The 25,685-nt window shown below is 33.7% G+C and carries 23 protein-coding genes; 11 read left to right on the forward strand and 12 right to left on the reverse strand.

What is annotated here, in order from left to right:
* Positions 1 to 86: 86 nt before the first annotated feature.
* Positions 87 to 2,657: an ATP-dependent Clp protease ATP-binding subunit gene (locus tag ACH2AZ_RS01650; protein ID WP_394906349.1), complete on the forward strand. Its 2,571-nt coding sequence runs from the start codon at positions 87 to 89 to the stop codon at positions 2,655 to 2,657.
* 78 nt (positions 2,658 to 2,735) lie between these two features.
* On the opposite strand, the gene ACH2AZ_RS01655 is transcribed toward ACH2AZ_RS01650, so the two are convergent.
* The 3 genes from ACH2AZ_RS01655 to ACH2AZ_RS01665 are packed head-to-tail and all read right to left on the reverse strand — an operon-like array spanning position 2,736 to position 6,242.
* A complete protein-coding gene (locus ACH2AZ_RS01655; RefSeq protein ID WP_394906350.1) occupies positions 2,736 to 3,107 on the reverse strand; it encodes a hypothetical protein in 372 nt (123 codons plus the stop codon).
* Between the two features lie 42 nt (positions 3,108 to 3,149).
* On the reverse strand, positions 3,150 to 4,664 hold the full coding sequence (gene hutH, locus ACH2AZ_RS01660) for a histidine ammonia-lyase (protein ID WP_394906351.1): 1,515 nt from the start codon (positions 4,662 to 4,664) through the stop codon (positions 3,150 to 3,152).
* Between the two features lie 42 nt (positions 4,665 to 4,706).
* Positions 4,707 to 6,242, reverse strand: a complete 1,536-nt coding sequence (locus ACH2AZ_RS01665) for an NAD(P)H-hydrate dehydratase (RefSeq protein WP_394906352.1) — start codon at positions 6,240 to 6,242, stop codon at positions 4,707 to 4,709.
* A 146-nt stretch (positions 6,243 to 6,388) separates the two neighbouring features.
* On the opposite strand from ACH2AZ_RS01665, the gene gcvT reads away from it, so the two are divergent.
* The 4 genes from gcvT (at position 6,389) to ACH2AZ_RS01685 (ending at position 9,642) form a co-directional block, all read left to right on the forward strand.
* Positions 6,389 to 7,471 carry a glycine cleavage system aminomethyltransferase GcvT gene (gene gcvT, locus ACH2AZ_RS01670; protein ID WP_394906353.1) on the forward strand — a complete coding sequence of 361 codons (1,083 nt, stop codon included), beginning with the start codon at positions 6,389 to 6,391 and terminating at the stop codon, positions 7,469 to 7,471.
* A gap of 136 nt (positions 7,472 to 7,607) precedes the next feature.
* Complete coding sequence (locus ACH2AZ_RS01675) at positions 7,608 to 8,414, forward strand: sugar nucleotide-binding protein (protein WP_394906442.1); 807 nt, start codon at positions 7,608 to 7,610, stop codon at positions 8,412 to 8,414.
* 147 nt (positions 8,415 to 8,561) lie between these two features.
* A complete protein-coding gene (locus ACH2AZ_RS01680) occupies positions 8,562 to 8,849 on the forward strand; it encodes a 4a-hydroxytetrahydrobiopterin dehydratase (RefSeq protein WP_394906354.1) in 288 nt (95 codons plus the stop codon).
* A gap of 70 nt (positions 8,850 to 8,919) precedes the next feature.
* Positions 8,920 to 9,642, forward strand: a complete 723-nt coding sequence (locus ACH2AZ_RS01685) for a YebC/PmpR family DNA-binding transcriptional regulator (protein WP_394906355.1) — start codon at positions 8,920 to 8,922, stop codon at positions 9,640 to 9,642.
* Positions 9,643 to 9,704: 62 nt separating this feature from the next.
* Here ACH2AZ_RS01685 and ACH2AZ_RS01690 read toward each other — a convergent pair whose 3' ends face one another.
* Positions 9,705 to 10,187 (reverse strand): Lrp/AsnC family transcriptional regulator, encoded by a 483-nt coding sequence (locus ACH2AZ_RS01690; protein WP_147862443.1) that lies wholly within the window; start codon positions 10,185 to 10,187, stop codon positions 9,705 to 9,707.
* 94 nt (positions 10,188 to 10,281) lie between these two features.
* Positions 10,282 to 11,394 (reverse strand): M14 family zinc carboxypeptidase, encoded by a 1,113-nt coding sequence (locus ACH2AZ_RS01695; RefSeq protein ID WP_394906356.1) that lies wholly within the window; start codon positions 11,392 to 11,394, stop codon positions 10,282 to 10,284.
* Positions 11,395 to 11,691: 297 nt separating this feature from the next.
* On the opposite strand from ACH2AZ_RS01695, the gene ACH2AZ_RS01700 reads away from it, so the two are divergent.
* Together ACH2AZ_RS01700 and ACH2AZ_RS01705 are read left to right on the forward strand one after the other, a co-directional pair.
* Positions 11,692 to 12,111: a helix-turn-helix domain-containing protein gene (locus ACH2AZ_RS01700; protein WP_394906357.1), complete on the forward strand. Its 420-nt coding sequence runs from the start codon at positions 11,692 to 11,694 to the stop codon at positions 12,109 to 12,111.
* A 40-nt stretch (positions 12,112 to 12,151) separates the two neighbouring features.
* Positions 12,152 to 12,523 carry a DNA topoisomerase IV gene (locus ACH2AZ_RS01705; RefSeq protein ID WP_394906358.1) on the forward strand — a complete coding sequence of 124 codons (372 nt, stop codon included), beginning with the start codon at positions 12,152 to 12,154 and terminating at the stop codon, positions 12,521 to 12,523.
* A gap of 29 nt (positions 12,524 to 12,552) precedes the next feature.
* On the opposite strand, the gene mscL is transcribed toward ACH2AZ_RS01705, so the two are convergent.
* The 6 genes from mscL to ychF all read right to left on the reverse strand — a co-directional run bounded on the left by mscL (position 12,553) and on the right by ychF (position 21,515).
* Entirely contained in the window at positions 12,553 to 13,020 is a 468-nt protein-coding gene (mscL, locus tag ACH2AZ_RS01710; protein WP_394906359.1) for a large conductance mechanosensitive channel protein MscL, read from the reverse strand.
* 3 nt (positions 13,021 to 13,023) lie between these two features.
* A complete protein-coding gene (locus tag ACH2AZ_RS01715) occupies positions 13,024 to 15,660 on the reverse strand; it encodes a DNA gyrase/topoisomerase IV subunit A (protein WP_394906360.1) in 2,637 nt (878 codons plus the stop codon).
* Position 15,661: 1 nt separating this feature from the next.
* A complete protein-coding gene (locus ACH2AZ_RS01720) occupies positions 15,662 to 16,141 on the reverse strand; it encodes a hypothetical protein (protein ID WP_394906361.1) in 480 nt (159 codons plus the stop codon).
* 4 nt (positions 16,142 to 16,145) lie between these two features.
* Positions 16,146 to 18,005 (reverse strand): DNA topoisomerase IV subunit B, encoded by a 1,860-nt coding sequence (locus tag ACH2AZ_RS01725; RefSeq protein WP_394906443.1) that lies wholly within the window; start codon positions 18,003 to 18,005, stop codon positions 16,146 to 16,148.
* 85 nt (positions 18,006 to 18,090) lie between these two features.
* Positions 18,091 to 20,277, reverse strand: coding sequence for an ATP-binding protein (locus ACH2AZ_RS01730; protein ID WP_394906362.1), 2,187 nt, complete (start codon positions 20,275 to 20,277; stop codon positions 18,091 to 18,093).
* Between the two features lie 143 nt (positions 20,278 to 20,420).
* On the reverse strand, positions 20,421 to 21,515 hold the full coding sequence (gene ychF, locus ACH2AZ_RS01735; RefSeq protein ID WP_394906363.1) for a redox-regulated ATPase YchF: 1,095 nt from the start codon (positions 21,513 to 21,515) through the stop codon (positions 20,421 to 20,423).
* Between the two features lie 127 nt (positions 21,516 to 21,642).
* On the opposite strand from ychF, the gene ACH2AZ_RS01740 reads away from it, so the two are divergent.
* Positions 21,643 to 22,128: a hypothetical protein gene (locus ACH2AZ_RS01740; RefSeq protein ID WP_394906364.1), complete on the forward strand. Its 486-nt coding sequence runs from the start codon at positions 21,643 to 21,645 to the stop codon at positions 22,126 to 22,128.
* 75 nt (positions 22,129 to 22,203) lie between these two features.
* Here the strand turns inward: ACH2AZ_RS01740 and ACH2AZ_RS01745 are convergent, their stop codons facing one another.
* Positions 22,204 to 22,554 (reverse strand): 4Fe-4S dicluster domain-containing protein, encoded by a 351-nt coding sequence (locus ACH2AZ_RS01745; protein ID WP_394906365.1) that lies wholly within the window; start codon positions 22,552 to 22,554, stop codon positions 22,204 to 22,206.
* A 67-nt stretch (positions 22,555 to 22,621) separates the two neighbouring features.
* Between ACH2AZ_RS01745 and ACH2AZ_RS01750 the strand changes: the two genes are divergently transcribed.
* The 3 genes from ACH2AZ_RS01750 to ACH2AZ_RS01760 are packed head-to-tail and all read left to right on the forward strand — an operon-like array spanning position 22,622 to position 25,684.
* Positions 22,622 to 23,659: an acyl-CoA reductase gene (locus ACH2AZ_RS01750; RefSeq protein WP_394906366.1), complete on the forward strand. Its 1,038-nt coding sequence runs from the start codon at positions 22,622 to 22,624 to the stop codon at positions 23,657 to 23,659.
* A complete protein-coding gene (serC, locus tag ACH2AZ_RS01755) occupies positions 23,659 to 24,744 on the forward strand; it encodes a 3-phosphoserine/phosphohydroxythreonine transaminase (RefSeq protein ID WP_394906367.1) in 1,086 nt (361 codons plus the stop codon). The genes ACH2AZ_RS01750 and serC overlap by 1 nt, the downstream gene beginning before the upstream one ends.
* The gene (locus tag ACH2AZ_RS01760) at positions 24,725 to 25,684 is read left to right on the forward strand and encodes an NAD(P)-dependent oxidoreductase (protein ID WP_394906368.1); all 960 of its coding nucleotides are present in this window, start codon (positions 24,725 to 24,727) and stop codon (positions 25,682 to 25,684) included. The genes serC and ACH2AZ_RS01760 overlap by 20 nt, the downstream gene beginning before the upstream one ends.
* The last annotated feature ends 1 nt before the right edge of the window (position 25,685 follow it).

The following is a 25,685-nucleotide window of genomic DNA, read 5'->3' on the forward strand; positions in this document are numbered from 1 at the left end:
TTTTGTCTATTAGCATGTAGCCTAAAAAAAGGAATGCTTTTTGAAATAGGTAAATTGAATTTTTGAGAAAAGGAATATTTTGAATTATGGACGATAATTTTTCACCCCGAGTAAAAGATGTAATTACATACAGTAAAGAGGAAGCTCTACGCTTAGGCCACGATTTCATAGGAACAGAGCACCTGGTCCTAGGCTTAATTCGTGATGGAAACGGAAAAGCTATAGATATTTTAGAAGCCTTAGAAATTGATTTGGATTTACTTCGGCGTAAGGTTGAGATTTTGAGTCCGGCAAATCCCGATAACGCATTTATTAGCAACGAGAAAAAAAACCTTCATCTTACAAGGCAAGCAGAACGCGCTTTGAAAACAACTTTTTTAGAAGCCAAACTTTTTCAAAGCTCAACAATTAACACCGCGCATTTATTGCTGTGTATTTTAAGAAATGAAAACGACCCGACCACCAAATTATTGAACAAATTGAAAATTGACTATGATAATGTGAAGGGAGAATTTAAAGCTATGATAACACAAGATAACGATTATATAGACCCCACCCCCACCGCAAATTTCCCGAATGAGGGTGCCAGTGAAGGCGATAGTATGCGTAAAAACCCGTTTGACACAAATAGTGGATCAAAAACAGGTAAAGTAAATAAAAAATCGAAAACACCAGTTCTCGATAATTTTGGTCGCGATTTAACTGCTATGGCAGATGAAGGAAAATTAGACCCCGTAGTAGGTCGTGAAAAAGAAATAGAAAGAGTTTCGCAAATATTAAGTAGACGAAAAAAGAATAATCCGCTACTCATAGGTGAACCAGGAGTGGGTAAAAGTGCCATTGCAGAAGGTTTAGCTTTACGGATTGTACAACGTAAAGTTTCGAGAATTTTGTTTGATAAACGGGTGGTAACCCTAGATTTAGCAAGCTTAGTGGCGGGTACAAAGTACCGTGGTCAATTTGAAGAACGTATGAAAGCAGTGATGAATGAATTAGAAAAAAATGATGATATAATTCTTTTCATTGATGAAATTCATACCATTGTAGGAGCCGGTGGAGCAACAGGCAGTTTAGACGCTAGTAATATGTTTAAACCTGCATTAGCACGTGGTGAATTACAATGCATAGGGGCCACAACTTTAGACGAATACCGACAACACATAGAAAAAGATGGTGCATTAGAACGTAGATTCCAAAAGGTAATCATAGAACCTACTACGGTAGATGAAACCATAGAAATTCTAAATAATATAAAACCAAAGTATGAGTCACATCATAATGTGACCTATACTCCCGAAGCTATTGAGGCTTGTGTCAAATTAACAAATCGTTATATGACTGACAGGTTCTTACCCGATAAAGCCATAGATGCATTAGACGAAGCAGGATCGCGAGTACATATCACCAATATTGAGGTACCTAAACGCATTTTAGATCTCGAACGCCAACTTGAAAAGGTGCGAGAAACTAAAACCTCTGTGGTTAAAAAACAGAAATATGAGGAGGCTGCCAAGCTCCGTGATGACGAAAAAAACTTAGAACAAGAATTACAGGTTGCACAAGAAAAATGGGAAGAAGAAAGTAAAAAACACAGAGAGCTTGTAAATGAAGAAAATGTAGCTGATGTAGTCTCAATGATGACGGGAATACCTGTAAATCGTATAGCTCAAACTGAAAGCAATAAATTAGCCAAATTACCAGACCGAATCAAAGGAAAGGTTATTGGCCAAGATCAAGCAGTATCTAAAGTAGTTAAAGCCATACAACGTAACCGTGCAGGCTTAAAAGACCCTAACAAACCTATTGGATCATTTATCTTTTTAGGACAAACAGGCGTAGGAAAAACGCAGTTAGCGAAAGTCTTAGCAAAAGAACTTTTTGATAATGAGGACACCCTTATTCGAATTGATATGAGTGAATATATGGAGAAATTTGCTATATCACGGCTAGTTGGTGCTCCTCCAGGATATGTTGGCTACGAAGAAGGCGGCCAACTGACCGAAAAAGTACGTAGAAAACCTTATGCCGTTATCTTATTAGATGAAGTTGAAAAAGCACATCCAGATGTATTTAATATGTTGCTTCAAGTTTTGGATGATGGCTATTTAACCGATAGTCTTGGACGAAAAATAGATTTTAGAAATACCATTATCATCATGACGTCAAATATCGGAGCACGTAAATTAAAAGATTTTGGTCAAGGAGTTGGGTTTGGTACTAAAGCTAGAAAAGAGCAAGCCGATGCCAACACAAAAAGTGTAATAGAAAACGCACTAAAGAAAGCCTTTGCTCCAGAATTTTTAAATAGAATTGATGATGTAGTTATTTTTAATGCGCTAGAGCGAAAAGATATTCATAAGATTATAGATATTGAGCTTGCTAAACTATTTACTCGCGTTAAAGATTTAGGTTACAATTTAGAGCTCACAGAGAAAGCCAAAGATTATATTGCCGATAAAGGTTTTGATCAGCAATATGGTGCCAGACCGTTGAAAAGGGCAATTCAAAAATACGTTGAAGATGCCTTAGCGGAAGAAATTATAAATACCAAATTAGAAGAGGGAGACCTTGTTGTTATGGATCTAAATGAAGACAACAAACAACTTGTTGTACAAATCACTAAAAAAGAAACACCAGAACAACAAGAAGACTCTTAGTTTAAGGTATAATTAAATTTAAAAAGCCTCAACTTTTAAAGTTGAGGCTTTTTAAATTTAAACCTTACATAACCAAACTTAATTGGTTTGTTTTTTATGGGTTGTATAATCGGATTCTGTAAGAATAACTGTATTAATTTTATTATATAAAAATTCCTTCAGCTCCTCACCTCGTAAAATCTTAAATTTAATATTTTCTTTTAACCTTAAACTGTCTATATAATTATCAAATTGATAAAATTTATTATTATGATAAATTAGGATTTTAGAATTAACATTTTTTCTGTTCTTCTCTACGAATATCATATTTCCTAAACTAGAGTTATCTATTAAAACCGCATTTTCTACCGATTTATCCAATAGAAAAGATGTCTTGGTTGAGTCTATTTGAGAGAATAAATTGTAACTCACAAACGAAAAACCTAACATTAAAATAATTTTATTTTTCAAAATATATAATTTTACAACTAAGCTCTAAGTTAATGAATATTTTTAACTGCAAAACAACAATTCTTCATCGATTGTAAACTGATTTATAAAGTCTACCGCTTTATGGATCTCATTTGCCATTACCTTATCTTGTTTAACCACGGGAACCTCAGTTCTAAACGCCGTGATTAATTGCTCAACAAACGGTGAAGATTTTAAAGGCTCTCTAAAATACAAGGCCTGAGAGGCGTTAAATAGCTCAATTGCCAGCACTGTAGCTAGATTATCAACCACTTTAATTAACTTTGTAGCTGAGTTAGCCCCCATACTTACGTGATCTTCTTGACCATTTGAAGAAACAATAGAATCTATACTTGCAGGTGTACAAAGTTGTTTATTTTGACTCACAATACTAGCTGCAGTATACTGCGGAATCATAAAACCGTTATTCAATCCTGGGTCATTCACCAAAAACATAGGAAGCTGTCTTAAACCTGATACCAATTGATAAATTCTTCTTTCAGAAATATTGGCTAATTCCGCGCAAGCAATCGCTAAATAATCCATTCCTAATGCTAATGGCTGGCCGTGAAAGTTACCTCCTGAAATAATTTCATCTTCTTCAACAAAAATATTCGGATTATCGGTAACGCTATTTATCTCTGTTTTTACCGTTTTGTATACAAAACGCAAGGTATCTTTACTAGCTCCGTGAACTTGTGGGATACATCGAAAAGAGTAAGGATCTTGTACACTTTCTTTGGCTTGTTGTGCAATTTCACTTCCGCTAAGGAAATCAAGCATACGTTCGGCTGTTTTAATCTGCCCTCGATGCGGTCTCACATAATGAACCAATTCATTAAATGGTGATAAATTACAATCAAAGCCGTCTAGAGAGGCAGCACTTATGGCATCTGCCATATAACTTAACTTATAGGTTTTTATTAAAGCATACACAGCATGTGCACTCATAAACTGAGTTCCGTTTAGCAATGCTAGTCCTTCTTTTGACTGTAAAACCAGTGGTTCAAGATTATGTTTTTTTAAAATTTCTTCACCTGTTAATCGTTCGCCCTTATACCAAGCTTCTCCTTTACCTAAAAGAGGTAGGCATAAATGCGCTAAAGGTGATAAATCTCCAGATGCCCCTAAAGATCCTTGTTCATATACAACGGGTAAGATATCATTATTAAAGAAAAACATCAATCGCTCTACGGTAGACATAGACACACCTGAATGCCCATAGCTTAAAGATTGAATCTTCAGCAAAAGCATAATTTTCACTATTTCAGAATCAATAACAGCACCGGTCCCACACGCATGAGAAACCACTAAATTCTCCTGCAACTGAGCCAATTTTTCTTTTGAAATTTTCACGTTGCAAAGAGAACCAAATCCGGTATTAATTCCGTAAAACGGTCTTTCGCTCTCAGCTAGTTTATCATCTAAGTATTTTCTAGCCTTATTTATAGCACTTTTCGCTTCTTCACTAAGATCTAATTTATAAGACTGGGTTATAATTTGTTGTATTTTAGGTAGGTCTAAAATATCTTTACTAATGTAATGTATTTGTTTCATTATAAATTTTAAAATTAACCCATTATTGGGTTGTAAGATAAATTATTTTGAATTCTTTGCTTCTTGGGGTTTTTCAAACAGATAACGTAGGGCTTTACCTTGATGAGCAATTATGTCTGAGGCCAAAAGCGCATCGGGTATGGTATTTTGTATGGCTAAATCTCCTGCTAAAGCATGGATATAGACACCAAAAACACAACTAATGGCGGGGTCATAACCTTGGGCTAATAAACCGATTAAAATACCCGACAACACATCGCCACTTCCTGCCGTTGCCATGCCAGGGTTACCGTTCGTATTAATATAAACGTGGTCACCACTTACCGTTAAAGTATAAGTTCCTTTAACAATCACACTTACTCTGTATTTTTTTGAAAAAGTTTTTACTTTACGGATTTTATCAAAGTCATCATCCCAGTCTCCAATTAAATTTAACAGCTCCTTAGGGTGCGGGGTTAATATAGATTTTTCTGGAATCAATTTTAATAATTCAGGGGCTTTACCGAGCATATTGATACCATCTGCATCTATTACTATAGGGGTTTTTACTTGATGCAGCAAGGTTGTAAACATTTCGATAGATTTCTCTTCTTGCCCTGCTCCTACACCAAAACAAATCCTATCCTTACTTGAAAACTCAAAATTATCCTCTACAAGATATTCATCGTGCGCTACGGTTTTCACCATTACCTCTGGATTAACGGTTTGCAAGGGTATGTAAGCACAAGTAGGTACTACCGCAGAAACTTTTCCAGCCCCCATTCTTAAGGCTGCTTTTGTGGCTAAAATCACGCTTCCAATCATGCCGTATTTACCACCTATAACATAAGCGTGTCCATAATCTCCTTTATGCGAAAAACGAGACCTAGGCTGATATAAAGCAGCCGCCTGTTCTTTAGTAATCAAGGTTGCTACCGCTTTTTGATTGTGTAAAAATTGTTGATCTAAACCAATATCTATAATTTGAATATTTCCGGCATAGGGTGCAGTTTCGGGTAGAAAGAAAGGTAATTTAGCTGCTTGAAATGTAAGGGTATAATTAGCTCTTAAAATAGGTTGTTTTGAGTTATAACTATCCAACTGCATACCCGATGGCACATCTATAGCAAAGGTGTATGCACCAGCATCATTTATATGAGTTATAACTTTATTTACCCAAGAAGCTAAGGGTCGGTTTAAGCCAATTCCAAAAATAGCATCAATAACCACATCATTGGCTTGAACTGTGGGAAGTTCAGATTCTTCGTTCACCATTACAGGCCATTTATTCAATAACTCTTTAATGGCATTATAATTAGATAAGAATCCTGCTGTTCTTTGTTCAGAATAATTTATGATAAACACCTGTACGGCATAACCCTTTTCAATCAATTTTCTGGCTATGACTAAGCCATCTCCGCCATTATTTCCAACACCACAAAAAACCTTGATTTGTACAGCTGCTTTCCCCAATCGGGCATGGATTTGCTCAAAAGCACTAGTGCCAGCTCTTTCCATTAACTGTATCCCATCAATTTTCTGGTTTTTCTGGGTGATTTCTTCGGCTTGATATAATTGTTTTGCACTAAAAATTTTCATAATCTGGTTTTGTACAAATATACTATTCTTTATAGGAATTCATATTTAATACTAAGCTAATAGGAGGGGCAAATGCCGATTTTCTTAAAGCTAAATACTTGGTCATACTGCTACAAACAACTACCTTTGCTAAAATTTTTAAACCAATGAAAAAAACAGCTTTAAATTCAATACATAAAGGTTTGGGAGCAAAAATGGTTCCTTATGCTGGTTTTGAGATGCCTGTATCTTATGCTGGAGTTAATGAAGAACATCAAAACGTACGCGAAAACTTAGGTGTTTTTGATGTATCCCATATGGGGGAATTTTTAATTAGTGGACCAAACGCTTTAGCCTTAATACAAAATCTTACCACCAATGATGCTTCTAAGCTGGTAGATGGTAAAGCTCAGTACTCTTGCCTGACCAACCACGAGGGCGGTATCATAGATGATTTGATTATTTATAGGTTTAATAGTGAAAAATATCTATTGGTAGTAAACGCTTCTAATATCGAAAAAGACTGGAGCTGGATAGCAGAGAACAACACCGTAGATGCAGATATTAAAGATATCTCTGATGAGTATTCTTTATTGGCTATTCAGGGACCTAAGTCTATCGAAGCTATGCAAGCACTTACCCCTATTGATTTAAGCGCTATTAAGTTTTATAATTTTGAAGTAGGTGAATTTGCCGGCGCAGAAAATGTTATTATTTCGGCAACTGGATACACCGGAAGCGGTGGGTTTGAAATTTATTTTAAAAACGAAGAAGCTCCCGAAATATGGAAACGTGTTTTAGAGGCAGGGAAAGATTTTGGCATTCAGCCAATAGGTCTGGCTGCCCGAGACACTTTAAGATTAGAAATGGGCTTCTGTTTATACGGCAATGATATAGATGAAGAAACAACCCCTATTGAAGCTGGCTTAGGTTGGATTACAAAATTCAATAAATCGTTTAAAGGAGATGAAGTGCTTAAAAAGCAAAAAGAAGAAAAACCAAGTCGTAAATTAATTGGTTTTGTATTATCTGAAAAAGGTATACCACGTAAGGGATATAGTATAGTTAATGACCAAGGTGAAGAAATTGGAGTGGTAACTAGTGGTACCATGTCTCCTTCAACAGGTAAAGCAATAGGGATGGGATATGTAAAACTTGAACACGCCAAAGAAGGTACACCCATAAAAATTCAAATAAGAAAGAAAAGTGTGGCTGCTGAAATAACCAAACCTCCTTTTCACAAAAAATAGTAGGTATTTCATATTACAATCAAAGCTGTTTATTTTTTGTTTATGCCTTTGAGTCTTCAAAGATTACGCAAAGCAGAGATAAACAGCTTTTACATTAAATAGACTTTTTAGTATTAAAAACAACAAGAACATATTAATTTTAGGAGCTAGCGGCTTTATTGGTAGAACGCTTTACAAAGAACTATCCCCTTATTTTAACGTTTACGGTACATATCGAACTCCTCTACGAATCTATAATGAAAATCAGCAATACATACATTGGAATTTTCATTATGATGACCTACAAGATTTGCTCAAGCAAATTCAACCTAAAATAATAATACATTGTTTAAAAGGTGACTTTAAGGCTTTGCACGAAAACTATCAAACTTTGTTGTTTTATCTCCGAAAAAACGAGGCAAAATTCATTCAGTTTTCTACAGCAAATGTATTTGATGCATTTACAAATTATCCTAATTACGAATACGATAAAACCTTTTCTACCAGCATATACGGCAAGTTTCAAATACAAATAGAAAATGCCCTTTTAAGACTGCCTACCTATAAGTATATAATTGCCAGAGTACCTATGCTTTACGGATTAAATTCGCCTAGAATTCAAGAAATACGGAATAATTATAAAAACAAGGAAGCCATTGAAGTTTTCCCAAAGGTTATAATAAATGCGGCCAGCGTGAATAGGCTTAGTCTTCAAATCCATTTTATGATAAACCAGCATTATGGTGGAGTTTACCATTTGGGTAGTAAAAATTTAGTTCACCATGAAGATTTAATTTTAGAAATATGCGAAAAATTAAATTTAGACAATCCGTTACTAAGAAGAATCTACAATTCAAATCAAGATAGGTTTTTAGCCTTATTAACTAAAAACAAATTACCGCAACAATTTCGATATGACTTAGATAAGGTTATAACAGATTCTACCAATAGCATAAAGTTTTAGTACAAATTTAACCTACGCTAATTATTTCCGCTTTAAGCGATAGAAATAAAATTTATGTAAAACTATTTTTACACAAATTAAAATCAATTTACCTATTTATAATGCTCAGCCTTTCTTAATTTTAAGGCAAATAAAAAACCTGAAGCGATGAGAAAACTGAATGAGCAAGAAATAAAAGATAAATTAAAAGATTTAGAGGGTTGGCAACATCAAGAAAATGCGATACAAACCAAGTTTGAATTTGAAAATTTCAAAGAAACATTTTCTATAATGACTCGAATAGCTTTTGAAGCCGAAGCTTTAAATCATCATCCTGATTGGAGCAACGTTTATAACGAATTAAGTATTTCGCTCTCTACACACGATGCTGGCGGAGTGACAGAAAAGGATATTCATTTAGCACAAATTATAGAAGCTATAATAGACACCGAGTAATTTTAAATAAAATTTACCTAGAATTTTTAGATTTTGTTAAATTTGCCGACTAGAACAATGGAAACAAATTATGGGAAGAGCATTTGAATTTCGTAAAGCACGTAAAATGAAAAGATGGGCAGCAATGTCTAAAGCCTTTACACGTATAGGCAAAGATATTGTTATGGCTGTAAAAGAAGGTGGACCCGACCCCGATTCAAATGCCCGCTTGCGGGCTGTTATACAGAATGCAAAATCTGTTAATATGCCCAAAGATAATATTGAGCGAGCAATTAAAAGGGCCAGTGATAAAAATCAAGATGATTATAAAGAAGTATTGTTTGAAGGTTATGCACCGCATGGTATCGCCATTTTGGTTGAAACCGCAACTGATAATAATACAAGAACGGTAGCTAATATTCGATCATACTTTAACAAATGTAACGGGAATTTAGGCACCTCTGGTTCTGTAGAGTTCATGTTTGATCACACTTGCAATTTTAGAATTAAAGGAGACGGGTTAGATCCCGAAGAATTGGAGCTTGAATTTATTGACTTTGGTGCTGAGGAAGTTTTTGAAGATGAAGACGGGATTTTGATCTACGCTCCCTTTGAAAGTTTTGGTGCTATTCAAAAAGAATTAGAAGATCGCAGTATTGAAATTTTGTCTTCTGGTTTTGAGCGAATTCCCACTACAACCAAAAGCCTTAGTTCAGATGAACAAGCGGATGTAGAGAAATTAATAGAAAAAATAGAAGAAGATGATGATGTACAAAATGTATATCACACTATGGAAGAAAGCACCGAAAATTAATTGGTTATTATAAAAAAGGAGTCAAAAATTGACTCCTTTTTTATAACTAAATCTATTTAAAACTATTGTAATTCTTTAAATATAGAGTGCATTAAACGCTTCTTATCATTTAGACTCTCCTCCATTGAAATCATTGTTTCTGTGCGATAAACCCCTTCAATATCATCAATCATAAAAATGATCTTTTTGGCATGTTCTGTATTTTTAGCTCTAATTTTACAGAAAATGTTAAATTTTCCTGTGGTAACGTGTGCCACCGTTACAAATGGTATTTCGTTTATGCGTTCTAATACAAACTTTGTTTGTGATGTTTTTTGTAAAAACACCCCCACATAAGCAATAAAAGAATAACCTAATTTTTTATAATCTAGCGATAAGGACGAACCCGTAATTATACCTGCCTCTTCCATCTTTTTAACTCGTACATGAACCGTACCTGCAGATATATCTAAACGTTTTGCAATATCTGTAAATGCTGTTCTAGAATTATCGATCAAAATATCTAATATTTGGTGATCAATATCGTCTAACTTAAACTTTGCCATAATTTTTCTTTTACGTAATATCTTAAATTTCTTCCATTAAAGAATATGCAAAAATAATACTTTATTTTTGATAAATCATAAAGAAAAATTAAGTTTATGTTAAATTGAGTGAGAATAAACCACTTGTACCGCTTAAGTATTTCAATTCATCACCTACTTTAAGTAACTTTCCATTCAAAACACTTAAGTCGAGCTGTTTAGCGCAAATATACCTTAGACCTTTTCTGCTTAATTTTGATCCTATTTCGGCTATAATAGGTATAAAATGAATCTCCCCCTCCGTTAAACGTTCCTCGTACTGAATACCTATTTGACAAATTTTTGATTCTTGTTCTATGTTTTCAATAATCAAATCATAAAATTGTTTTTCATTTTCAGGAATAGTAAGGTAGTTTTTCTCTGTAAATTTCTTGTAAGCATGGCTATTTATTAAATCTAAGCCTCTCCATAAAGCTTTAAAGACAAATTGGCGCGTTTGTTCACGTTCATAATCATCAGGAAAATGTCCTGCTTCAAATAATATAGTAGAAATTCCCCTATTCATTAAAGTATCTCCTATACAATTTAGGTTAAAGGTGTCATCGTAGCGACCAATACCACCAGGTAAATCTTCACTTAATTCTTTGTATATGCCTGCTATAATTTGCATAGCCTTTAAACGCTGAGAATTCATCTCTCTAGCTTCATTGAATGCAGGTGCCAAAAAAGATAAAGTAGCTGGTTTATTAAATCCTTTTGTACCAAAAATAGTTCTTTGGTCATGTAAATTAAAACAAAAGTCAGGTGCATAATTGATGTATACATTCTTTAGAATTTGACTTTCTACTTGAGTTAAGTTCTGGGCATCTCTATTAAGATCTACCTGATTTGCATTTTGCCGGGTATAGGCTTTCAAACCATCGGGATTTAACACAGGAATAATCAAAATATTCAAGTTCTCAAAAGATGCTGAAAATGTTACTTTTCTTAATTTTTCAAATAGATCAAAAACAGCTTTTGTGGTCGTACTTTCATTTCCATGCATTTGCGACCACATCAATACCTTGGTTGGACCATTTCCAAGTTCAACTTGGTAGATTTTCTCATTTTTTTCAGAATGCCCTATAACCGATACCTTAAAATCTGTAGGTAAGTTTTGAAGGTATCTACTTAAATTGGTATAGGATAAATAACGCCCTTTTATTTTATTGTAATGTTTTAGGCTCATTTTGAAATTGCTTTTTTATTGTTTACAAAAGTAAACATTCTTTTATTTACATTTGTGAACGGGGATAAATTTTAAAAATGTTACAAATGTAAATCTATTCTGCTATTGGTTTCTTAGTTGATTGGAAAGTATCCTAATGAATATTTTTTATTTATTAATTGTTTGGTTTTGAGTTTTTTAATTGTGTTAGGTTAAAGTTTTAGTTTAATTTATATTGAGTTATTACGTTTAGGGTTTGATAGTATTGTATTTATTTATTACATTTGTAAACAATCAATTTTAAGTATATTGTTTACAATGGTGAACGCGGAAAAGTTTACAAAACGACTCGATAAAATTTTAGAATATTACGACTTATCGGCCGCTGCCTTTGCCGAAGAAATTCAAGTAGGTCGTTCTTCCATATCTCATATTTTATCTGGCCGTAACAAACCTAGTTTAGAATTTGTATTAAAAGTAATCAATCGGTTTCCCGAAGTGAATCTGTATTGGCTGCTTAACGGAAAAGGAAATTTTCCAAGTAGTAAAGAATCAGATCCTTCCACTCCCCCAACTTTAGAACAAAAAAATATTCCTGAATTATTCCAAACGAAACAAAATTCAGAAGCAGCAAAAGGGTCAGAATTGAATACCTCTGAAAGCTTTCTAAAAAACAAATCCATCAGTCGGATTGTTATCTTTTATAAAGATGGAACTTTCGAAAGTTTTACTAATTAATTGGCGTTATATTACTTAAATTAGCGGTTAAAAAAGTTCAATGAAAAATACACTTCTTTTACTGATATTTTTAGCTATGGTTTCTTGCTACAGCCCTAGTCGTAATTGCACCGATTTTAAAACGGGTAGTTTTGAGTTTGAAACCTATCTTAATGGAGAGTTGGTTAAAACCCGATTTGTGCGCAATGACAGTATTGAAATTGATTATTTTAAAAATGAAATAGATAGTAGTAGTATAAGATGGATCAATGATTGTGAGTACATACTTAAAAATTTGAATCCGAAAAATATGGCTGAAGAAAAGCCATTACATATGAAAATACTTACCACCAAAGGCAATACCTATACCTTTGAATATTCGATTGTAGGAGAAACCAAAAAGCAAAAAGGAACTGTTATTAAAGTAGATTAAAGGGGATTATTTTCTTTTTATACAAAACGCTAGCGATTATCGTTACTTTTATCTTTTAATAAAGCATTCTGTTCTTGCAAAAGTAATTTTAAATCACTTAACAGCTCTATATTCTTTGGGGTTGATACTTGCTTATTTCGTGTATCCTCTGCATTCTTACGAAGTTTATTAAAAACTCTAATCACTATAAAAACCGTAAATGAAATTATTAAGAAATTAAGTAGAACCGTAAGCAGCTCACCATACCCAATATAGACTTCTTCTTTAATTATTTTGTCTCCCTTTTTAAGGGCATGACGTAATATTATTTTTTTGTCTATAAAATTTATGCCGTCGATAAGTAATGACAAGGGTGGCATAATAACCTTTTTTACCATTACATCAATTACTTGATTAAAAGCGCTTCCTATTATCACACCAACAGCAATGTCAATCATATTGCCTTTTATGGCAAACTCTTTAAACTCCTCTAAAATATTTTTTCCTTTAAAGAGCATGTTTTATTCTTTACTATTTTCTTCCTCATCAAACAAACTGGCTTGTTTCTCTTTTTGTGCTTTAGTTTGTTTCTCTAACGTGCCAATATCTAACTCTTCTTCTTGTAGATCATCCTCTAAAGAAGGATCTGCTTTTGATGAAGGAACAATAGGTTCTATTAATTGCAATTGAGTAACTTTTTCTGTGGTTAACTGGTTTCCTTGGGCTTTTATACCTTTAACCGCAATGAATTCTTCTAGGTTTACGGTATCATTGGGTCTCTGTTCTTTACCCCTTTGTTTCCTATACTTAATTTCCAATACAGGAATTAGATCGGTAGATATTAACTCTAATTGTGATTTGGGATGGTCTGTAATTATTAATTCTTCTTTCTCTTCATTCTCAATAAAAAATCGTTTAACATAGTACCTTTCTTTTTCTCCTTCCCAATAAACTGCAGTCAATGGAATTTCTGGATTCCATTTTTCTAGAACTACATAATTATCATCAAAGCGTGTAATCAATTCGGGTTTAATGGTAGAAACAACTCCCTTTTGAGTAACTAAAAGAATACGATCTTCTCCTTTAAATTCTCCTAACAATTCACCTCTTTCTTCAACATTTAATCGTTTAATAGTTTCATCAAACCAAATTTTTCGTGGTTTTAAAGTAGATACGCCCTCTTCTTTAAGTTCAACTTTTTTAATTGGGTGTTTACTGACTAAATTACCTTTTGCCGTTCTTCCTTTAATTAATTGGTCGGCAAAATCTAATTCGAATCGTAATTTTTTAAGTGCCCCTATTTGTCGAAGATAAATGGCTACCTTTTCAGCCTCCCCATTAGGATTAGCCGAAAAGTAAAGAATTTTTGTTCCGGGTTTACCCTTACCAACACTGTACTCTTTATCTCTAGTTATAGATGTTACCGCAAATCTTTTTACATAAGCGTTGCCACCTGTACCATTACGGTAAATTAAATTGTAAATTGTTCGTTTGTCTTTTTTCTTAAAAACAGCTACATGAATAATATTTTTACCGATGAAGGTTTTGCTATCTACCCTTGTAACCTTCATAATTCCATCTTGTGTAAAGCAAATGATATCATCTATATCACTGCAATCACCTACATACTCATCCTTTTTTAGTGAGGTACCTATAAATCCTTCTTTTCGATTGACGTAAAGTTTTGTGTTTCTGATAACAACTTTTGTAGCTTCAATATCTTCAAAGAGGCGTAATTCTGTTTTACGCTCTTTGTCTTTTCCAAAGTTCTTTTTTAGACGATTAAAATAATCAACAGCATAATCTATAAGGTTCGCTAAATTATGTTTTATTTTTGCTATTTCATCTTCTAATGCTTCTATCTTTTGTTGAGCTTTATCTAGATCAAACTTAGATATACGTTTAATTTTTATTTCGGTTAATCGTATTAAATCCTCTCGAGTCACCGCTCTTTTTAAATGTTGTATATGTGGCTTCAAACCATCATCTATAGCCTGAAGAACCCCTTCCCAGGTGTCTTGATTTTCTATATCGCGATAAATTCTTTTCTCGATAAAAATCCGCTCAAGCGAAGCAAAATGCCATTGTTCTTCGTGCTCATCAAGTTTTATTTCTAAATCTTTTTTAAGTAACTCAAGCGTATGGTTAGTACTTAATCTTAGAATTTCAGAAACACCTAAAAAATGAGGTTTATGGTCAATGATAATACAAGATAATGGTGATATTGAAATTTCGCAATTGGTAAAAGCATAAAGCGCATCGATGGTTTTATCTGGAGAGATACTGTTAGGCAAGTGAATTAAAATTTCAACCTGCTCGGCAGTATTGTCTTCAATATGCTTTACTTTAATTTTACCTTTCTCATTGGCTTTAATGATAGATTCTATTAACGTGCCAGTTGTGGTTCCATAAGGAATCTCATTTATTACTAAAGTATGCTTGTCTAATTGATTTATTTTAGCGCGTATACGCACCTTGCCTCCTCTTAGACCGTCGTTGTAATTGCTAACATCCATAATTCCCGCCGTAGGAAAATCAGGATATAATTTAAAGCGTTTACCTCTAAGGTGTTGAATGCTAGCATCTATCAACTCATTAAAATTATGAGGCAATATTCTGGTACTTAAACCAACTGCAATTCCTTCTGCTCCTTGAGCCAACAGCAAAGGAAACATTACTGGCAAAGCAATAGGTTCTTTTCTTCTACCGTCATAAGAGGCTTGCCAGTTGGTAATTTTAGGATTATAAATTACTTCTAATGCAAATTTTGAGAGTCTGGCTTCAATATATCTTGGTGCTGCCGCCCGATCGCCAGTTAAAATGTTACCCCAGTTACCTTGTGTATCAATGAGCAAATCTTTTTGCCCTATTTGAACTAAAGCATCTGCGATACTAGCGTCGCCGTGAGGGTGGTATTGCATCGTGTGTCCCACAATATTAGCCACTTTATTGTACCTGCCATCATCTAAGTCTTTCATAGATTGCATAATACGTCTATGAACAGGTTTGAATCCATCTTCAAGCGCTGGTACTGCTCTTTCTAGAATTACGTAAGAGGCGTAATCAAGAAACCAGTCTTTATACATACCCGTAACCCGGGTTATTTCTTGATTATTATTGGTCTCAAAATTATTTTCTGGTGACTCTTTTTCGCTCATATTAATTGGCTTCAAATGTTTTGTTCTCTAAAATTCTATGCAGCTCATTCTGCAAGTATCCAATTTTCTTTTTGCTTAAAAAGCTAATATTAAATTGAATAGCTCGCCTGCGTTTAGTTGTTTTTGAACAAATTTGTAATTCTAATATTTTAATAAAAAAATAGTTCTTTATTTTAAAATTATCTAGTTTCTGTTTAGGGAATTCGGCTTTTTTGTTTTTATAATTCCAATACTCCGACAAAAATCCCCCTCTATTGGTAAAACTTAAGGTTGCTCCTAATCCATCATATTCAAAATATTTTAAATTAAAATAGCAATACATAAAGAGCAACAAGAAAAATAAATTTATACTGGTAAACCAATCCGTAAAGAGAAAATTATGTAAACTAAAATAGAGTATGCAAACCGCAATGTACGACACCAGTATTAAAAAGTAAATCACTGGCACGTATTGGGTTAGCTTTAGATTGTTAAAGCGCATATTTTTAGGCGGATTCTTCAATGGGATCTAACTCTACTTTTAAATTTTCAATTATAAAGTTTTGCCTATCGGCTGTGTTTTTACCCATATAAAAACTTAACATTTCTTCTATACCCATATCTTTATCAAGCATCACGGGGTCTAAACGGATATCTTCTCCTATGAAATTTTTAAATTCATCGGGAGAAATTTCACCTAAACCTTTAAACCTAGTTATTTCTGGATTCCCTTTTAATTTAGCAATGGCAGCTTGTTTCTCTTCTTCAGAATAGCAGTAAATAGTTTCTTTTTTATTGCGTACTCTAAACAAAGGAGTTTGTAGAATATACAAGTGACCTTCTTTAATCAATTCTGGAAAGAATTGTAAAAAGAAGGTAATTAACAGTAATCTAATATGCATACCGTCTACATCGGCATCTGTAGCAATTACAATATTATTGTAACGCAAATCTTCCATAGAGTCTTCTATGTTCAAAGCGGCTTGAAGCAGATTAAATTCCTCATTTTCGTAAACAATTTTTTTAGTTAAACCGTAACTGTTTAAAGGTTTACCTTTTAGACTAAAAACGGCTTGTGTATTTACATCTCTAGACTTGGTAATACTACCACTTGCTGAGTCTCCCTCGGTAATAAATAAAGTTGTTTCTAAGTTACGTTCTTTTTTCACATCGCCTAGGTGTATTCTACAGTCACGCAATTTTTTATTATGCAAACTAGCTTTTTTTGCTCTTTCACGAGCTAATTTTCGAATACCCGATAAATCCTTTCGTTCCTTTTCGGCTTGCAAGATTTTCTTGTGTAATTTCTCTGCCGTTTCCGGATTTTTATGCAGATAATTATCAAATTTTCGTTTTACGAAATCTACAATGTAGGTTCTCACCGTTGGCAGGTCACCACCCATTTCTGTACTACCCAATTTAGTCTTGGTCTGGCTCTCAAAAACAGGCTCCATCACCTTAATGCTTACGGCAGAAACGATACTTTTTCTAATATCACTAGCGTCAAAATTTTTATTATAAAACTCACGAATGGTTTTGACTATAGCTTCTCTAAAAGCCGCTAAATGTGTACCTCCTTGCGTGGTATGTTGTCCGTTAACAAAAGAATGATACTCTTCGCTATACTGCGTCTTGTTGTAAGTAATCGCTACCTCAATATCGTTGCCTTTGAGGTGTGCAATAGGAAACAAACGATTTTCTTCATTTATATTCTCTGCTAATAAATCTTTTAATCCATTTTCAGAAAAGTACTTTTCACCATTGAAAACAATGGTTAAACCCGGATTTAAGTAAACATAGTTTTTTAGCATTTTCGACACATATTCGTGTCGATACTTATAATTTTTAAAGATTTGCTCATCAGGTATAAAACTAACTTTCGTACCTTTTCTTCTTGAGGTCTCTTCTAAAAATTCTTGTTCAAGTAATTCTCCTTTCTCAAATTCGGCAGAAGCAGACTTCCCTTCTCGAGTCGATTCTACTCGAAAATAGCTGGAGAGCGCATTTACTGCTTTAGTACCAACACCATTAAGTCCTACAGACTTTTTAAAAGCTTTGGTATCGTATTTACCTCCAGTGTTCATTTTAGAAACTACATCTACCACCTTTCCTAAAGGTATACCTCTACCGTAATCTCGTACAATTACTCGGGTTCCTTGTATAGAAATTTCTATAGTTTTACCCGCACCCATGACATATTCATCAATAGAGTTGTCTAATACTTCTTTTAAAAGAATATAAATCCCATCATCGGCGCTAGAGCCATCACCAAGCTTACCGATATACATACCAGGACGCATACGAATGTGTTCTTTCCAGTCTAAAGATCTAATATTGTCTTCGGTATACTTTGTTTCCTCCATAATTTACTTGCTTGATGCTAATATAGTAAGCTTTCCCTAAAAATGAAACCGTTTATTGAAGTTTTAAAGCCTTAAAATAGAAGTTTTTTTACAGGTATTTCTGTAGTAAATCGATTAAGGTTTCTTTGTTAAAAGGTTTGATTAGAATATCTGTGATGCCAACTGTATCAGCTAGACTTTGAATTTCTTTTAATTCTGAGGCAGTTACCGCAATAATTGGTATTTCTTGATTAGTTTTTCTTATTTCTCCGGTGATATCAAAACCGTTCATTCCCGGAATGTTAATATCTACCAAGAGTAAATCATATTTATTTTTATGATAAAGCGCTAGACCTTGATTACCTTCTGATGCGATATCTAGTTTAACTTCTTGACTGGATAAAAATTTAGAAACAACCATTTTATTAATCTCGTTATCTTCTATTAATAAAATTCGTTTTTGAGCCAATCTCGAAACTTTTTCAGCTTTATTCTCACTCAAATCGGGTTGTACAACAATTGGCGTTTCTAAATCGAAGTAAAAAGTAGCACCCTTACCTATTTCACTATCGATATTTATCTTAGAGCCCAAAAGCTCCACTAAATTTTTAACAATAGACAAGCCTAAGCCTATCCCCTCTAGGTTTTTCTTCTCTGCAGATACCTGTGTAAATTCTGTAAAAATCTCTTGATGCTTTTCCTCTGGAATACCTGGGCCTTGATCAATAACTTTAAAACGTATTTTGGCCTTATCACTTGTCTTTTCTTGCAGAGAAACTTCTAGTCTAACTTCTTGCTTTTGCTGACTAAATTTAATTGCATTTTCTATAAGATTGACTAAAATTTCAAATAGAACAACTTGATCTAATTTTAACAAATTAGGAACACCTTTTTCTAATTTCCATTTTACATCAACACCTTTTTTATCTCCTATAAAGGATACCGACTGAATTACATTTTCTAAAAATCCTTTTATTTTGGTTTCTCGTGGTCGTACCACAACTTTATTATTGTCAATTTTACTAATTAGCAAAACATTACTTATAAGACCCAATAAGTAGTTACCCGAAAATTTTAAGGATTTTAAAAGCTTTTTATTACTGTTTGAGGTATTTTCATCTTCCAATAACAATGAAGTTATTCCTATTACCCCGTGTAAAGGAGTCCTTATTTCATGGCTTATACTGTTTATGAACTGGGTCTTTATCTTTGCTGCTTGTAAGGCTGCTTCGCGAGCTTCTTTTAATGCCCGGTTATTTTTAGCTAAACCAGAAATCAATTTCTTTTTAGCTATATTTTGCCTGTAAATAATTACTGAAAAGACCAATAATACACTAAACGCAACTGCATAAATCACAATTAATTTTCTTCTACTATCCGCCAAAGAGCTAACCAGTAAATGTTCTCTTTCTGAATTGTTTAAGGCGCGTTCGTATTCTCCTATTTGAAGTTTCACTTTTTCGGCCCGTAAACTTTGAATGGCTTTATTATCTAAGAATAAATTATTATAAGCGATATATTTTTTAAGCTGTTCGTGGGCCTTTTCGTAATTTTCTTGAACTTCGTATAATTTAGTAGTTTGCCAGTAAATATCTCTTAAATGTTCTAAATTTTTAATCTTTTTGGCATACCCAATACTTTTATTAAAATAAATTTCGGCTCGTTCAAAGTTATTTGTTTCTAAATAGTATCGACCCAATATATAACCACTAGTGGCTTGAGTTAAAGTTTCTTCACCATCTTGAGGAGGCGACTTTAAATAGTTATTTAGTTTTGAAAGATAAGGTTTTACCTGATTTGTTTTTTGTTGATCTAGAAAATTCCAACAAAGATTAATCGTTAAAGTTGTTATGAAAGGTGAGTTAATCTGTTCTGCAAAACTTAAAGCCTCTGTATAATAGTTTTCAGCTTTTTGGTAATTGCCATCTTTTAATGCCGCTATAGAACCCAAACCATTGTATAGGTCAATAATAAAAAGCGTGTCCTTATTTTGGGTAGTAATTTCAAGAGCTTTTAGGTATTTTGTTTCGGCACCTTGATAGTCACGGGAGGTCTCATCGATTAGTCCTAGAAAATAATAAGCCTCCGCAATATATTCTTCAGATTCTTTTTCACGCGCTCGCTCTAAAAGCAAATTTGCTTGCTTAACCCCATCTAAATAACGGTTTTCTTCAAGGTGCTCATAACAAGTCTCTAATTGTTTCCGTAATGCTGCATTACCAACTTCATTTTGAGCTACTGCGGCACATATCAAAAAAAGAGTAGTAAAAAGAGTGAATGTTATTTTTTTTAACATCAAAAAAATTTAATCAGAAACCTTAATTTAGCCTGGTAAATATAGTAGTTTTAAACCTTTAATCGCAGTTCTTTTTAGAAATTGTACAAAAAAAGCTCAAATTAGAATAAAATTGAGCTTTTTTTACAGATTTATTTCGCTCTTTAAACATTAAACCTGAAGTGCATTACGTCACCATCTTGTACAATATACTCCTTGCCTTCTACTTTTAATTTACCGGCTTCTTTTATTTTAGCCTCGCTACCATAGGTTACATAATCATCATAAGCAATAACTTCTGCTCTAATAAAGCCTTTTTCAAAATCTGTATGTATAACTCCTGCAGCTTGAGGTGCTGTAGCTCCTACTGGTATAGTCCAGGCTCTGACTTCTTTAACTCCAGCAGTAAAATAGGTTTGTTGATTTAACAGTTTATAGGCTGCTCGAATTAATTTGGCAGAACCCGCTTCATCTAGACCAATATCGCTTAAAAACATTTGCCTCTCTTCATAATCATCCAACTCGGTAATATCTGCTTCAATTCCCACAGCTAAGATCAAAACTTCGGCATTTTCGTCTTTCACAGCCTCCTTTACTTGATCTACATACTTATTACCCGATACAGCCGAAGATTCATCAACATTACATACATACAAAACAGGTTTATCAGTAATCAACTGTAAAGGCGTCACAAAATCCTGACGATCATCTTCATTTATTTGTATGCCTCTTACCGATTTGCCCTCCTCTAATCCACTTTTAAGCTGCAATAAGGCATCTTGTTCTTTTATGGCTTCTTTATTCCCTGTTTTTGCGGCGCGCTTAACTTTTTCTAATTTTTTCTCAACCGTTTCTAAATCTTTTAATTGCAACTCGATATCAATGGTTTCCTTATCTCTAATAGGATTTACATTTCCGTCTACATGCACTACGTTTTCATCATCAAAGCAACGTAGTACGTGCAAAATAGCATCGGTTTCTCTAATATTACCCAAAAATTGATTTCCTAGTCCTTCACCTTTACTAGCCCCTTTCACTAACCCCGCAATATCAACTATTTCTACTGTAGCGGGCAAAACACGTTCTGGATTAACCAATGATTCTAATTTCTCTAAACGGTGGTCGGGAACATTTACCACTCCTATATTTGGCTCGATAGTACAAAAAGGAAAATTCGCACTCTGGGCTTTGGCATTGGATAAACAATTAAACAATGTCGACTTACCTACATTGGGTAAACCTACTATACCTGCTTTCATCTTTTAAAATTTTGAGTTGCAAATATATTAAATGATTTAAACATAAGCTTTAAAATAACCTTAGGCTTTACTTATTAATTATTAACATTTCTAAGTTGTATTTTTGACTAAACAAAATAAAAATGTTATGAAAAAGATTTTAATTACAGCTTTATGTTTATGTTTTTCTTTGGGAATGATGGCCCAACAAGACCGATTAGAAAAAACGGTTACCACTAAAACAAAAGTTAAAACTAATAAAGGCGAAGAAGTAGCTATTAAAAAGCAAAAGGTAAGTGAAAATAGAGACCTAAAACTCTCTGAAACTGGTGCAACCAACCAGATGCTTATGCGAGGTGATAAAGTAATCCAATCATCTACTTTATTTATTGAAAACGATATCAACTTTAGTATAGAACCAGATGACAAAGGCTATGTTATAAAAAAGCAAACCGATGGTAAGATGGTAAACTATGGAGTTATTAGAAAATTACCGAATAAAGACCTTTATTTATTACACACACCAAAATTTGACGCAGTAGGATATTTTGATTTATCGGGGAATTTTGTTGTGGGTAGTTACGATGACAATACCGATGCGGTTGTTCTTAAAAAATACAAACTAAAACGATAACTAAAAAGATTGAGAGAAAAAGAAAATTGAAAAAAACGGATAGTACTTTACTATCCGTTTTTTATGATATACAATTTAGCTCCCATGCATAAAACTCTGTTTTTCTAAAAGCTTTTCTTCACTTTCTACGTGATCTTCATCAGGAACACAACAATCTACGGGACAAACAGCGGCACATTGTGGTTCATCGTGAAACCCTTTACATTCTGTACATTTATCGGGTACAATATAATAGAATTCATCACTTATAGGTTCTTGGGTTTCTTCGGCATTAGCCTCTTTACCATCAGGTAAAACAATTTCTCCAGACAAGTCGGTTCCATCTGCATAGCGCCAATCATCTGCACCCTCATATATAGCGGTATTGGGACACTCTGGTTCACAGGCCCCACAATTTATGCATTCATCGGTGATTATAATAGCCATAATTAATAGTTTATATTACGTAACTTTGCACAAAAATAAAGCCATTGGCATAGATAACCAAATAAATATGGATTTAGAAACTCGAATAAATTCTTTTGTTGAACTGGGTAAATTTTTAAATGATTACTTAAACGGTAGAGCACAACATAAATTACACGATAAATTAGATCAAACGGTAAGTTCAGCCATTCATCACAACGGCTGGTTTACAGAAGAAAATATAAAATTTGCCTTAAAGAATTGGGCCGACTTGTTAACGCAGGAAAAATTGAAACAATGGATTGATTCTTACCAGTTAAATACTCCTACCCAACCTAAAACCATAGCGGTGATTATGGCAGGGAACATTCCGTTGGTTGGCTTTCATGATTTTTTGTGTGTGCTATTAAGTGGAAATAACATTTTAGTAAAGCAATCAAGTAACGACCAAACATTACTTCCGGTTTTGTCTGAATATCTTATTTCAAATAATGATAATTGGAGTTCTAAAATTGAGTTCACAAGGGAGAAACTAGAATTTTTTGACGCCGTTATTGCCACAGGTAGTAACAATACAGCAAGATATTTTGAATACTATTTCTCTAAAAAACCAAATATCATACGTAAAAACCGAAACAGTGTAGCCTTAATTTCTCGGGATGACACCAAAGAAGACCTTAAAAAACTGGGAGAAGACATTTTTAGATATTACGGTTTAGGCTGTAGAAATGTTTCTAAAATTTATATTCCTCACGATTTTAAAATTGATAAGTTTTATGAGGCTATTTTTTCTTGGCAAAATTTGTTAGACAATCATAAATACGCCAATAATTACGATTACAATAAAGCGATTTACCTGATGAGTGAATTTTCAATTTTTGATAACGGCTTTTTATTGTTAAAAGAAGATACTAACTTTTCTTCACCTATAGGTACACTGTTTTTTGAGCGTTACAATCAGCTTGAACAAGTAAAGGATTTATTAAACGAACATCAAGAAAAACTTCAATGCATCGTATCTAATCAGCTAGAAAAAAACCACATAGCTTATGGCCAAACACAAAGGCCATCGCTAAGAGACTATGCTGATAATGTAGATACACTTAATTTTCTAAAACAACTATAATGATGTCTAAGCATAACTTTTGTGCAGGTCCCGCCAAGCTACCAGATGTTGTTTTTCAACAAGCTGGTAAAGCTGTGGTAAACTATAACGAAAGCGGTTTATCTATTTTAGAAATATCGCACCGAAGTAATGCCTTTACAGCCATTATTGAAGAAGCCAGAGCATTGGTGCTCGAACTTTTAGGGCTAAATACTAAAGATTATGTTGCCTTATTTTTACACGGTGGCGCCAGCGCACAGTTTCACCAAATCCCATTTAATTTTCTAAGCAAACGAGCAGGTTATTTAAATACGGGCGTATGGTCGCAAAAAGCCATTCACGAAGCTCGTTTCTTTGGTGAAGTAGTTGATATAGGCAGTTCAAATTACCAGGCCTTTTCCTATATTCCTGAAAATACTATTCAAAATAGAAGTGATCTAGACTATATTCACTACACGAGCAATAACACCATTTACGGAACACAAATTAAAAATTTCCCTGAACAAAAAGTACCGGTAGTGGTCGATATGAGTAGCGATATTTTTTCTAGATCTTTAGATTTTTCGCAGTTTCAACTCATTTATGCCGGAGCGCAAAAAAATATAGGCGCAGCGGGCACAACCCTAGTAATAATCAATAGAAAGGCCTTTTCTCAAGCAAATCGAAAAATACCAAGCCTGCTAAACTACGACTATTTAATACAGAAAGAAAGTTTAGCTAACACGCCAACCGTTTTCTCCATTTATGTTTCTTTACTTAATTTACGTTGGCTTAAAGCTCAAGGCGGAATTAAATCCGTTGAAAAACGTAACGAAATAAAAGCAAATTTACTGTATAATTATCTCGATGCCTCAAATCTATTCACCCCTTTAGTTAAGAAAAACTCGCGATCAAATATGAATATTACTTTCGCTTTAAATAAGCCTGATTTAACTTCTGATTTTGATAGATTTTTAGAGCATCATAATATCATTGGACTAAAAGGACATCGCAGTGTGGGTGATTATCGCGCTTCACTTTATAATGCCTTAGAATTAGATAGCGTTAAAGTTTTAGTGTCTTGCTTGCAACAATTTGAAGAAAACTATGAAAATATTAAATCTTAAGGTTTTACAAGAAAACCAAGAACGCTCACTACAATCTTTAGGTATTGAAGTGGTGACCAAAACTGTTTCCCATAATCAAATCGTGAATTATTGTGCCAATCATGATTTTGACGGCTTATTGGTTGACGCAAATTATAAGATTACTACTACACTACTCGACCAACTGAATTCTTTAAAATTTATTATCGTAGTGGGTAAAAGTTTAGCGCATATCCCTTTTGAATATGCAAAAAAACTAGGTATACAAATTTATACTACCGAGCAAGCCTATATTCAAACCGAGGCAGAGCTTATTATTGCTCACAGCCTTAGTTGTTTAAGGAATTTAAAAGACTGTAATAGAGAAATGCCTTTAGAAGGAGATATTCGATTTAATCAAATGCATAAACTATTTAGTCAGGGAGACTCGTTATGGGGTCAAACTTGGGGCTTTTTAGGTTTTGATGCGGTGGCAGAACGCGTAGTACAATTATTACAAAACTGGGGAGTAAAATTTATGGTCGCAGGCGAAGCTAAACCTTATACTACAAACAATTCTCAAGGGCAGAATAAAGAATCTTCTATCGAGCCTAAATCTTGTTCTGAAGAAACGCTTTACCGTGAAGCGGATATTATAAGTGTTCACAAATATGATGATGACGAATATTTGATTGATGCATCGAGTTTAAATCTAATGAAAAAGACTGCAGGTATAATTAATACCTATCATCCTAGAGTTATTGATGAAGTTGCTCTGATCGATGCCTTAAATGATGAAAAAATTGGATTTGCCGCGCTCGATGTTTTTGAAAATCAACCTAAACCCGAAATCCAGTTACTTATGCAACCTAGAATATCGCTAAGTCCTAATATAGCTAATCATTCTAAACAAGCAGATTACTTGGCTTCAAAAATGGCTACCCAACAAATTATTAATATATTTGAGAATTTAAAAAAGTAAA

This window comes from uncultured Mesonia sp. (genome assembly GCA_947499595.1).
Taxonomy (GTDB): Bacteria; Bacteroidota; Bacteroidia; order Flavobacteriales; family Flavobacteriaceae; genus Mesonia; species Mesonia sediminis.